The sequence below is a fragment of the Paraburkholderia domus genome, from assembly GCF_905220705.1.
Lineage (GTDB): Bacteria > Pseudomonadota > Gammaproteobacteria > Burkholderiales > Burkholderiaceae > Paraburkholderia > Paraburkholderia domus.
Map to the genome: position 1 here is coordinate 329497 of NZ_CAJNAT010000003.1, position 12285 is coordinate 341781.

General features: G+C 63.2%; 5 protein-coding genes. 3 read left to right on the top strand and 2 right to left on the bottom strand.

Annotated features, from left to right (window positions below; genetic code table 11):
• The first annotated feature begins 103 nt into the window (after nt 1-103).
• Nucleotides 104-2239 (top strand): methionine--tRNA ligase, encoded by a 2136-nt coding sequence (gene metG / locus KHO31_RS09270; protein WP_211623106.1) that lies wholly within the window; start codon nt 104-106, stop codon nt 2237-2239.
• 713 nt (nt 2240-2952) lie between these two features.
• A complete protein-coding gene (locus KHO31_RS09275) occupies nt 2953-5394 on the top strand; it encodes an enterotoxin A family protein (protein ID WP_211623107.1) in 2442 nt (813 codons plus the stop codon).
• A gap of 63 nt (nt 5395-5457) precedes the next feature.
• Here the strand turns inward: KHO31_RS09275 and KHO31_RS09280 are convergent, their stop codons facing one another.
• Both KHO31_RS09280 and KHO31_RS09285 read right to left on the bottom strand, forming a co-directional pair.
• Complete coding sequence (locus KHO31_RS09280; RefSeq protein WP_201084855.1) at nt 5458-9825, bottom strand: translocation/assembly module TamB domain-containing protein; 4368 nt, start codon at nt 9823-9825, stop codon at nt 5458-5460.
• Between the two features lie 28 nt (nt 9826-9853).
• Complete coding sequence (locus KHO31_RS09285; RefSeq protein ID WP_211623108.1) at nt 9854-11692, bottom strand: autotransporter assembly complex protein TamA; 1839 nt, start codon at nt 11690-11692, stop codon at nt 9854-9856.
• A gap of 404 nt (nt 11693-12096) precedes the next feature.
• Between KHO31_RS09285 and KHO31_RS09290 the strand changes: the two genes are divergently transcribed.
• Nucleotides 12097-12282 carry a DUF3460 family protein gene (locus KHO31_RS09290; protein WP_054035105.1) on the top strand — a complete coding sequence of 62 codons (186 nt, stop codon included), beginning with the start codon at nt 12097-12099 and terminating at the stop codon, nt 12280-12282.
• The last annotated feature ends 3 nt before the right edge of the window (nt 12283-12285 follow it).

The window sequence follows — 12285 nt, forward strand, 5'->3', positions numbered from 1 at the left end:
ACGCCGGCAACCGCCCAGCCGCGGCCCAGGCGGCCCAGCCCGCGCCGGGCGCCTGCCCTGCTAGAATCAACGTTTCGTCCCACCGCAGGCTCCCACCATCCTTATGTCAGCACCCGCAACCGATCTCTCCGCAGGCGCGCCGTCAGGCCGTCGCCAGGTTCTCGTCACGTCGGCCCTTCCGTATGCGAATGGGCAAATTCATATTGGCCATCTGGTCGAATATATCCAGACGGACATCTGGGTCCGGACGTTGCGAATGCACGGGCACGAGGTCTACTACGTGGGCGCCGACGACACGCACGGCACGCCAGTCATGCTGCGCGCGGAGAAGGAAGGTCTGACGCCGAAACAACTGATCGACCGCGTCTGGCAAGAGCACAAACGCGATTTCGACAGCTTCGGAATTTCGTTCGACAATTACTACTCGACCGATTCCGAAGAAAATCGCGTGTTGAGCGAATCGGTCTACCTTGCGCTCAAAGACGCCGGCCTGATCGAAGCGCGCGACATCGAACAGGCATACGACCCCGTCAAGGAAATGTTCCTGCCGGACCGCTTCATCAAGGGCGAATGCCCGAAGTGCGGCGCGAAGGATCAATACGGCGACAGTTGCGAAGTATGCGGTTCGACTTACCTGCCGACCGATCTGGTCAATCCGTATTCGGTCGTCTCGGGCGCCACGCCGATTCGCAAGACCTCGACGCACTACTTCTTCCGCCTGTCCGATCCGCGTTGCGAGAACTTCCTGCGGGCGTGGGTAGGCGGTCTGGCGCAGCCGGAAGCCACCAACAAGATGCGCGAATGGCTCGGCGACGCTGGCGAAGCCAAGCTCGCCGACTGGGATATCTCGCGCGACGCACCTTATTTCGGCTTCGAAATTCCGGGCGCGCCGGGCAAGTATTTCTACGTGTGGCTGGATGCGCCGGTCGGCTACTACGCGAGCTTCAAGAACCTCGCTGAAAAGCGCGGCCTCGATTTCGACGCGTGGGTTCGCAAGGGCTCGACCGCCGAGCAGTATCACTTCATCGGCAAAGACATTCTGTATTTCCACACGCTGTTCTGGCCGGCCATGCTCGAATTCTCGGGCCACCGCACGCCGACCAACGTGTTCGCGCACGGCTTCCTGACGGTGGACGGCGCAAAGATGTCGAAGTCGCGCGGCACCTTCATCACCGCGCAAAGCGTGATCGACACGGGCCTCAATCCGGAATGGCTGCGCTACTACTTCGCCGCCAAGCTGAACAGCACGATGGAAGACCTCGACCTGAACCTCGACGACTTCCAGGCGCGCGTGAACAGCGATCTGGTCGGCAAGTACGTGAACATCGCGAGCCGCGCAGCCGGCTTCCTGATCAAACGTTTCGACGGCCGCGTGCAGGACAGCGCGATGCAGCACCCGCTGCTCGCCACGCTGCGCGCCGCCGTGCCGCAAATCGCCGCGAACTACGAAGCACGTGAATACAACCGCGCGCTGCGTCAGACCATGGAACTGGCCGACGCGGTCAATGCGTACGTCGACACCGCCAAGCCGTGGGATCAGGCAAAAGACCCGGCGAACGCGGTCGCGCTGCATGAAACCTGCACCGTAAGTATCGAGGCGTTCCGTCTGCTGTCGCTGGCGCTCAAGCCGGTGTTGCCGAAGCTGGCGGAAGCCGTCGAAGCCTTCCTCGGCATCGAGCCGCTGGTATGGGCCGACGTGAATGTGCCGTTGAGCTCCACGCGCCCGATCAACGCGTACAAACATCTGATGACGCGCGTCGATCCAAAGCAGATCGAGGCGCTTATCGCAGCAAATCGCGACTCGCTGCAAGCCACGCCGGAACCTGCTGCGCCGGCAGATGCAAAGGCCAAGTCGAAGGCCGCAAAAGCAGCCGCCGCCGACAAGGACGAAACGCCCGGCATCATCTCGATCGACGACTTCGCCAAGATCGATCTGCGCATTGCGAAGATCGTCGACTGCAAGGCGGTGGAAGGTTCGGACAAGCTGCTGCAACTGACGCTCGACGTTGGCGAAGAGAAGACGCGCAACGTGTTCTCGGGCATCAAGTCGGCCTATCAGCCGGAGCAACTGGTCGGCAAGCTGACGGTGATGGTCGCGAACCTCGCACCGCGCAAGATGAAGTTCGGCATGTCCGAGGGGATGGTGCTGGCAGCGTCGGCTACCGACGAGAAAGCCGAGCCGGGCCTGTACGTGCTGGAGCCGGATAGCGGCGCAAAACCAGGCATGCGGGTGAAATAAACCACGCGCAGTTTGTGGCTCTCTAAAAAAGCACGTCTTCGGATGTGCTTTTTTCTTTGGTGCATCGCATGCCCACTGCAGCGCAGTGGCAGTCATCACAGCGACGCGAGCTATACGCAGATATGTCATCACCCTCTTTTCAATATGCAAGACTGGTCTGAACCGGTCCAGTGCCCCGTCACTGCCCCGGACGTTGCCCACAACCCGAGGACCATATCATGCGAGTTGACGGATATAACGCAAGCGCACCGCTCCCACTCACCGAGGAAAATTCACGTTCGTCCTCTCCGGACATCGCACAAACTGCGAAGCAAAATACGCCTAACACAGCCACGCAGGCGCCGCCGCCCTCCCCACGCATCCCGACTTCGGTGCTCGCGGATCGCGTGCAGCATCTCCTTGCCCCCTTGGCCAATGAAACTGCACGTTCACATCTGTCACCGGAAAGCAGGCAGATCACGTCGCCAGATTCCACAAACGATCAACCGTCGCAGCGGATCAGGACACCACGTGGAGGGCGGCTCCCTCCAAGGGGGATAGCCGGTCTTCCGCCGGGGGCTACACAGGTCCCGTATCGGGGGGCGTTCATCAACATGGGGCCAAGCATCGTACCCGACGGTACACCGGAAACTCGGCAAGCCAATGCTGCCATCGATAGCCTTTATCGCCCCGCCTCCTCTTCACAACGCATCACCGCGGAAAGCCTGGCTCGCGTGAGAGAACCGGGCGCACAGGGGCCATCGCCTGTGTATGGCTTCGGCACGACGATGGCTGTGATGGCATCCGCCGCCAGTACACCACGTGGCAACAGCAACCTGTACGACGCGGCTGCCACTCTCCAGCACATCCACGACAACGGGGGCGCGGGAAGGGACGTGGTGCTCGCGTCGATCGAAGGCTATCACCGCGGCGGCATGTGGAACGGCGACGAGAGAGATTTGCCGTCGTACATCAGACATCCCGGCGCCACAGGACTGCGAAATGGCGATGCTGTGGTGGATGACCTCGCTCACCATTTTTCCACGCCCTACAACCCCCATGGCGAAGTCATGGGACATCCCGAGACGTTTGCACTGATCGGCTTCGGTGACCACGCCGATAGCGTCCCGGGGCATGGCGACTGGCGGCCGGTTCAGACGGTTGCTGTGCAGCGACTCCATACAACCGGCGATTACCGCAACGACAGCTATGCGCTCTACCACCCCTACGAAGGCGCCTTCCGCTACGATAACTTCAATCAGTTAGCCTATGCCGTGTCCAGCTACCAATTAAGCTACTACGAAACGCCGGGTACCGGATCTGTGAGCACCTCCTACTATGCAATGCAAAACGTGCTGCAACATCCAATGGCTACGCAGCGCCTGGGTGAAGCAGGCGGGAGCTACGGGATCCCGCCTCTACCTGTGCAGCCGGGCGGCTCGACTGACAACCCGCCGATACTCGGCGCTGACATGTCCTGGATTGCCCATGTGGCTGTGCCATCCCTCACACCACCGCGTGCGAGCTTGCCGCCACCGCCCGACTTCGACCAGCCGGGCCCGTCGGGCTACCAGCCGCCACCGCGCGACGAACTCAAGCGCAGTGCCAACACCGAAACCGAGCGCCAGCCAATGGCGCTCTACCGCCCGTCCATCGTCACGCCGGCAGACCTGAAGAAGCTCGGTGGCTTCAGCGCCGAACAGACGCCGCTCAGCAAGGTCAACCTCGACATGCACAACTTCGACATCGCGGCCAATCCCTCGGTGATCGACGGCGCCGGCTATCTCGGCACATTCCGCAAGCCGGAGACAGCCCAGCAGAATCCGGCACTCGTCGACGCAAAAACCGGCTACGTCTACGCGGTCGCGCCGACGCCCAACATGGTCGATGTCAATGCCACGCTCGGCGCAAATGCCCGCAGCACCGGTACCGGCGAAGTCGCCGCGATGGGCCGCATCGATTACACACAGATTCGCGGCTGGCAGAAAATGGAGAACGGCAAACTCGGCAAATTCACGGCCAACCCCGATTACCGCTGGGACGTCTACGACCAAACCCGCATCGCAGGCGCCCAACCGCAACTGGCACGCTTTAGCGCGGACAATCCGGCTTGGGGCGACAGCGCGCGCCGACCGTACACCACTGCACAGACCGATCACGGAAAAACGGTCTATGCACCGAGGCAAGACCCAAACCTGGTTCAAGCGAATTTCTACAACCACGCGCTGGAAAAAATCGCTTACCTGAACGACCAGCAGGCCAAGGGTCAGGACTATCGCGGGCCGGTCGAGCTCGTCGCCCACAACGGCGCGTACGGCACGCTACAGGCCAACGTCCATACGCCGGCCGGGCAGGTCTTCTCACCCAACGGCCCCGATCACACCGACGTCACGGTAACAAACAGCGCAACCGACGTGAACGGCTATCACACATTCCGGATGGGCGACGACGGCCGGTTTCACACCAGGGTGCTCGGCGAAGACGAAGTCTTGCGCGTGGGCAGCAACGGCTATCTGTATCTCGACTACGCGCCCAAAGATCCGCAGAGCAAGAATGGTGTGTTCCGCTACATGGACAATCGCCTGATTCACGAAGAAGACCACAAGGTGCTCACCTATTCCCACGAAGGCTATGCGTACGTGAGCAGCACGTCCTATGACAGCAGCTATTCGCAGTGGAAGCTGACCGACGGCAGCAACGAGTCCTATTCGCCGCCGAAAAGCATCAACTTGTACTACGACGACACCTCAGGCAGCGCGCGAACCCAGTACGAGTTCGATAAGGATCCGGATTCCGCGTTACCGGCCGGCGTCGCTTACTTTGCGACACATATACCCAACGCCTCCTCAGCCTATGAAGACACCCGCTCGTTCATGCGCCAGGCCACACTCGATCAGCAGCAGCAGACCGCGGACTGGCTCAATCGCAACCAGGCGGCGCTGCTGTTCAAGGACGGGTTTTATCTCACCGCGACCGGCGATCACACCCTGGAGGTACGCAATCTGCAAGGCGATACCGTCACAACAGTTCGGACCGATGCACCGCCGCAAGCTGACGCGCCCGATATCAAGGCCCGTCATCTGGTATCCGATCAGACATGGGCTCGCCTGCAAAGCGAACAAGATCGCCGGGAAAAGTTTGAAGCACAAAGCAAGACCGCGTATGCCACGCAATAAAGCGGGATGATCGAGTCATGAGAACGCCGCGCCCGTGCATCGTCTGGCGCGGCGTTCCCAACATCACCACCGGATCCGGTCGAAACGCCGTGTGTAAAGCAGTTCCATGCCGTCGAACGTCCCGCCATAAGCCGCGACAGACCAATACCGTGTCAGATTGATGGTCGCCTTGATCGCATTGCTCGCCGACTGCAGACCTTGCTCGTAGCCGACCACGAGCCACTCGTTGATCGCCTTCGACACCATCACCACTTGCGGATCGGTCAGCCCGACTTCGCTTCGGCCGATCGAAAATTCGTCCAGCCCGAAAGTCTGCGCGATCCGCTTGCCGCTCGCGCTGCCGAGCAACGCAAGCGCCGTCGTCATGGTGCTTTGCTGACCCAAGTTATTGCCCTGATCCGTCCCGTGCCCGAACAGCAGCCACGAGAGCTTTTCGTTATCCGGCACGTTCGGCTCGGAAATCAGCTTCGCCACCGGGAACTGAACCGTGCCCGTGACCTGCACGCCCGCCTCGACCTGCTGGTTGCGGCGCATTGCCAGGATGTTAATGCCCGGATTGGCAACCGGACCGTTGAACGTGAAGAAGCCGTTCTCGATGTTGAGCTTGCGGCCGAACGCGGTATAGGTCGATCCCTGCGTCACCCGGACATTGCCGACCGCGCGTAACGGCAAGTTCGGCGCGCTCATCGCGGTGATCGTGCCGCTCAGGCCGAGGTCCGCGCCCATGCCGCGGAAACGGAAGCTGTTGCCGAGGCTGAGGTCGATATTGGCGCGTGGCGCAAACGGACCGATCGGCTTATTGGTGCCTGCCACTGGCGGCGGCCGCTCGCCCGCCACCGTGCCGTCCGGACGCACCACCACCACGTCGTCGCCGAGTTTCGGCGCGGATTGCTCAGGCATATCGAACAGCGCGCGATCGACCACGAATTTGCCGTTGATCGCCATGCCGCCCTCTGCACCGGCGTTAGCCACGCTCGCGCTGCCCGACAGCGACAGATTGCGGTCCGGCGCCGCGAACAACTCGAGCTTATCCGCGACGATGCTCGCGGACAGATCCGGCTGGGCGCCATCCAGACGCACACGGCCGGTTGCGCGCAGCGTGCCGCTCGCGCCGTGAAACTCGACCTGCTGGAAATCGACCAGATTTTGCGAGAGCGCGATGCGCACCACACCGTCCTTCAACTGCACGCCCTGATCGACCATCGTCGCCGACAAACCGTCGCCGAGCAGCGAACCCGTCAGGTTCGGCTTGGCGACCGTGCCGCCGAGCGCAAGCTTGAGCGCGAGGTGGCCGTCGAGCAGATAGCTCGGGCCGAACAGGCCGCCGGTCGTTTTCAGCGACGGCACGTTCGCATTCACGTTGCCGCTGACCGCGCCCTCTTCGTTGACGCTCAGGAAGCCATCTCGCATCACGAGCGTGGTGTGCGCGTCGGCGTCGACCACGCCGATCCGGCTGGCCTGGGCGTGGACAGTCGCATTCAGCCGGTTGCCACCACTGAACTCAGCGCGCGCGCTCATATCCGTGATTCCCAGCGAGGCCAAACCTCGACCGATTTCGACCGTGACATCGCCGCCGCGACGCTTCAACTGGATATGACCGCTTGCCGTGCTGCCGAGCGCAAAATCCCAATCGCCGTCGAACACGAGATCGGTTTTGACGGCCGGCGGCTCGCCGGTGATTTGCCGCCGCAGATCCTGCAGGCGCGCGAGCGAAATGTCGGTCAAGCTGCCCGTGGACTGGATCTTGCCGTGGTCGAACGCGAACGATTTCAGGCTCAGCACCGCGCCTTCGAGCGTGAGGCGGGTCGCGCCGAGTGTCAGGCGGTTCGGCCCGGCGCTCACGGCAAGCGGCGACTCGAGATTCAGCGCGGGTATGCCGCGGTTCTGGAGGCGGGTCACCGTGCCGTCCCAGCGCGTGCCATCGCGTGCTTCGGTCAGCTTGCCGTTGGCGGCCAGCGTCAGATCGAGCGGACGATCCTGCAGTTTGCCGGTGGCCGCCGCCTCCAGCGCGTGGTTGGCGCGCGTGCCGGACAGGCGCGCCGTGAGCGTGGTGAGATCGACGCCGCCAGCGCTGAGATTGCGCGCGTCAGTCGTGAAGACGAGCGCGCCGTTTGCGCCGTCGCGCAGTTCGGCGTGACCTTCCGCATGGCCGATGCGGTTACTGCTGAACACCACACTGTCTGCCTTGTAGTTCAGCACCACATTCGGATGCGCGAACGAGCCGGTGACGTCGCCATCCGCAGCGATGAGACCGGCGAGGCCGAAACCGAGGCGCTCCAGTTCCGGCGCATCGACGCGAAACTTCAGCCGGTCGCCGCGCGCGCCGAAGCTGCCCTGCAAGTCCACCTGATTGCCCGCCACCGATAGATTCGCGCGGCTCGGCAGAATCCGCGAGCCGGCTAGCTGGACCACGCCACCGCCCGTCAACGGCAAACCGTCGTAGACGCTCGGGCCGAGTTTGAATTCGGCCTTGGTGGTAAAGACCGGACCGAGCATGCCGGCCGCGGTGAGCGTGCCGGTCACACGTGCCTCGATCTTGTGGGCCGGTGGCGCAGCACGCCTGGGCGGCGGGGAATTGCGTTGAGCCACTTCGGTCCGCACCGCGGCCTTGGCGGTGTTCTTTACTGCGGCGGCGGCTTTGTCGCCAGGGGCCGCGCTTTTCGCACCGGCCGTGCTGCCCGCTTCTGCCACCCCTTGGGCGGCATTCTTGCTCCCGGCTTTGCTCGCCGCAGGCGCCGGGCCCGTTGCCGGCGTGCGCGCCGGCATCTGCGAAGCCAGGGTCAACGGATCGAAATCGGTCAGTTGCGCTTTCAGGTTGTAGGTGGAATTCGCGTCGTGCTTGAGCACGCCAGACAAATCGATGCGGCCTTTGCCCGACGTGACGCGAACATCGTTGAAGCTCATTCGCGCGGGGTCGAAGATCACCTTGCCTTGCGCGCGTAATCCTGCTTTCGGGTCGGCGAGATCGAGGGTCAGGCTTTGCGTGTCGTCGTTCAGCCGGATACCGATCGGACCAGCAAGCTGGGTGGGCCGCACGGTCGCTTCGAGCGCGTTCAGGTCGAGCCCGGCGACTTGCAGATCGAACTGGCCGCGCTTGCCGATCAGCGCGCCGCCGCCGGTGAGCGTTGCGCTCTTCACGAGCCGCACCTTCAGGTTCGAGATGCGCTGCGCCTGGGCGTCCAGGTGCACGTCGGTTTGCGCATCGATCAAAGGCAGCAGGTTCTGATCGATCGCGCCTGGTTTGGCGTTGACGATCGAGACACGACCGGCGACGGCGAAACCCGCAGCAGCGTCAGCGTGGACGCCGCCTTTGCCGTTTTTGACAGCGTGCGACTCGGCAATGCGGGCAGCGTCGCTGGCACCGGCGGTGTTTGCGGCACCGGAAGTACCGGCGGAACTCGCCGTATTCACCATGCCCGCACCACCCATCCCGCTGGCCCCACTAGCCGCCCCCGCCGCGCTCTGCCCCACCGGCTGCAGTTCGGCGCGCACCGCCAGATCCGCCAACGGTGCGCCGGGCGCAAAGGCCTGCGGATTGATGTGGTCGAAAGTCAGCGTGGCGCGTTGCAACGGCACGTCGCCGAACGGCGTGGCCTCGACCCGGGCATGGCCGGCAAGCTTCATGCCGCTGGCATCGAGTTCGGCGACGAGATTCTCCAGCGAGCCGCTCAGATGGCCACCCACCTGCACGGCCTCGTTGTTGACCTTGCCGGAATAGCCGAGATCGCCGGTCAGCGGAAACGGCCGTACCCCGTCCAGCTTCGCCGCCGCCGTCACTGCGCCGAACGGTGTGTCCAGCCGCTCGATCGCGGCTTCGTGGTGGCGGCCGTCGCTGCGGCCATGAAACATGAAACTGGAAAACTCGGTCGTCGACCCGCCCTCGCGCAACAACAGTTTGTCGACCTGCACATCGCGCACTTCGAGTTGCATCGGCAAGCGCAAGTCTTGCGGCAGTTTCAGCGGTCCGCTGCTGCTCGACGACGAAGAGCCGACGCGGGCGTCGATCGTACCGATATGCAGATAGTCGATCGTGAAGCGCCAAGGCTTGTGGGTCAGCCCCCAGCGGCCGGCCACGCGGTCGATCTGGATATCGGTGCCGCTGCCGTCGAGACTGCGCCAGCGCACCTGCCGCAGTTGCACGCCCTTCGAGAGCGCGCCGCTCTCCAGGGTGCCGGTCAGCTTGCCGCCGAGCAGTTTGACTGCCGCCTGCCACGCGTAAGCAGTCCCACGCTCAGTCGTCAGCGCGCCGTACAGCAGGCCGATCGCCAAAGCGGCCAGCAAAACCAGCACGGCGACCACCCACGCGAACGCTTTCAGCAACAATCGACCGCGACGGCGCTGCGGTTGCGGCGCGTCGGGCGGTGGCGGCTGTCCTGGCAAATGAGCGCCGGGCGGCTGCATGGGTGGCTGGGCGGAAGCGTCCGTGGTCATGCGGGGATCATGTAAAAGCAGGTTTCCATCAGAAGGCAATGCCGAGCGTCAAATACGGCCGCACGCTCCTGTTGCGGATCCCGTAAGCGACGTCGACATTGACCGGCCCGACCGGGCTGCGCCAGCGTGCCCCGACACCGACGCCGGGATAAAAGACTTTTTCGCTCCAGGTATCAGTGGCGGTACCGACGTCGAAGAACGCGGCTGCGCCCCAGTCGTGAGTGAACCAGTGCTGATATTCGGCCGCCGCCGTCACGAGATATTTGGTGGGCAGCACTGAACCGCCGACGTCATTACCAATGCTCTGATAGCTGTAGCCACGTATCGAATTCGACCCGCCCGCGCGGAATAGCAACGAAGCCGGGATACCGCTCGAACTGCCGCTCGTGAACACGCCGCCGAGTTCGGCACGGATCAGCACGAGGTCTTCCTTGCCAATCGGCAGGTACTGTTGGCCGCGGGCGTAGCCGCGGGCGAACGTCTGATCCGTCAGCACGCCTTTGACCGCAAAGCCCGCTTCGACGTGAATCAGATTGCCCGAGCGCGGGAACAGCGGATCGTCGGTATTGCGGCGGGTCCACGACCATGACGGCACCAGCGCGCGGCTGGTGGTCGGCGCGGCCGTATTCTGGTCGAGCCGGTCCTGGTAATAAAGGATCGCGTAGTTGTAGTCGATGAATTGCGACGTCCGGGCCCGCTGCACGCCGCCGCGGATACTGTAGATGCGTGTATCGGACACATCGGTCGTCGTGTAGGACGCCAGCACGCTATTGGTCCACGCGCGCGACCCCGGCGGCATCGCGAGCTGAATTTGCCCGTACTGCTGGGTCTGGTCGAGACGGCCCTCGACCGTGAACGGCCACGCTTTGCCGAACGTGTCGAGATACGAATACGACCCCTGGATCAACGGGCCGTTATCGGTCGAATACCCGACCCCGCCGCGGATACTGTTGTACGGATATTCCGACACCTTCACGTGCATCGGCGTCTCGACCGGTTTGGCCGGATCGCTATCCACGTCGATCGCAACACTCGCGTAGTACGGCGTGTTCTGCAACTGCCGTTGCAATTCGGCGACGCGCTGCACGTCGTAGATATCGCCGGCCGAAATCGGATTCACGTTGTCGACGATCTGTTCTGGATAGCGCCGCGTGCCGGATACGTCGAGCTTGCCCATCGTGAAGGTCGGGCCGCTGTCGAACGTAACCGACAATTTCGCTTCGTGCGTGCGCGGGTCGATCCGCGCCTCGGAGTGGTAGATTTTCGCGCCCAGGTAACGGCGTGCCTGCAACGCCTTGAGCGACGCGTTTTTCGCGTCGTCCCAGTCGCCTTGCGAAAACGGATCGCCTTCATGCAGCGAAAACGCGAAGCGCGTGGCATTTTCCTGTGCCGGGTCTTCAGTCAGCACCGGGCCGCGAAACGACAGCGAAATCGACGTGATGAGGGTTTGCGGGCCGGGATCGACGCTCACTGTTACTTGCTTCTTGTCGTCGACGGTTCGCACGTCGGTACGCACGACCGGCGTGAAATAGCCCTGCGTGGCGGCCAGATCGCGCACCTGCTGTGGGGTGGCGGTAATCAGAAATTCAAACTGGTCGTCGCTGATGTCGGGGCGTTTGGCGAACCGCGCCACATCCAGGTGCGCTTCGAGCAGCTTGCGCAGCGAGCGCGGCGTGGCTTCGATATCGACCTTGTAGCTGGCGGATGCGCGCTTCGCTGCATGCGCGTCGACCGCGGCAAGCATGAGCATGACGATGCCGAACGCCAGCCACGCGCGCAGCCAGCGCCGAATGGGCGTCAGATGCCCGCGCTCGTCACCGGTTTTGCCGCGCCGCACACGCGGCTCTTCGATCGCACACCCCGCCAAACGGGACCTCCGGCCGTGGTTGATGAATTCTGTCGTTCAGGCTCGCCGCGGCGGCCGAAGCTCGCTATTTGACCACATCGGCGAAGCCGCGCCATCTCTTAAAAGAGGCGCATGCCGCGTGACGCGCGGCGAGCCCTTCGGCCCGCACACCGCGCCCCATGCGGCATGCGTAATAAATGACGCAGGGATGCACAGCCCGAATCCGACACCGCCCCGCCGGCCACGTGCCCGCCTTTGACGCATCGCAGCAGCGCGGGTTCCGGGCGTTTTTGCATGCCGGCCGCTCGCGCCGGTCTCCGTTTTTCGACCACGCGCGGCGCATGCGGTAAAATTATGGAATAGGAGCGATGCCACGCGGGTTCCCGCCCGGCAGCCGCCATTCCCCAAACCACGGACGTCTAGCCATGTATCAATCGGACATCACCCAGTTCCTGAACCAGCTCAAGCAACAAAAACCGAATCTGGAAGCTGAGCAGCGCCGTGGCCGGTCGCTGCTGTGGGACAAACAGCCGATCGACCTCGAAGAACGCGCCGAGCAGAAAGCCTCGCGCGTAGAGCAGACGCCTTACTCGTACTATCAAAACTTCTAAGCG

Bases quoted from the DNA above. Each gene is read 5' to 3' on its own strand.
- metG (WP_211623106.1), top strand. From the start codon at position 104: ATGTCAGCACCCGCAACCGATCTCTCCGCAGGCGCGCCGTCAGGCCGT.
- KHO31_RS09280 (WP_201084855.1), bottom strand. From the start codon at position 9,825: ATGACCACGGACGCTTCCGCCCAGCCACCCATGCAGCCGCCCGGCGCT.
- KHO31_RS09290 (WP_054035105.1), top strand. From the start codon at position 12,097: ATGTATCAATCGGACATCACCCAGTTCCTGAACCAGCTCAAGCAACAA.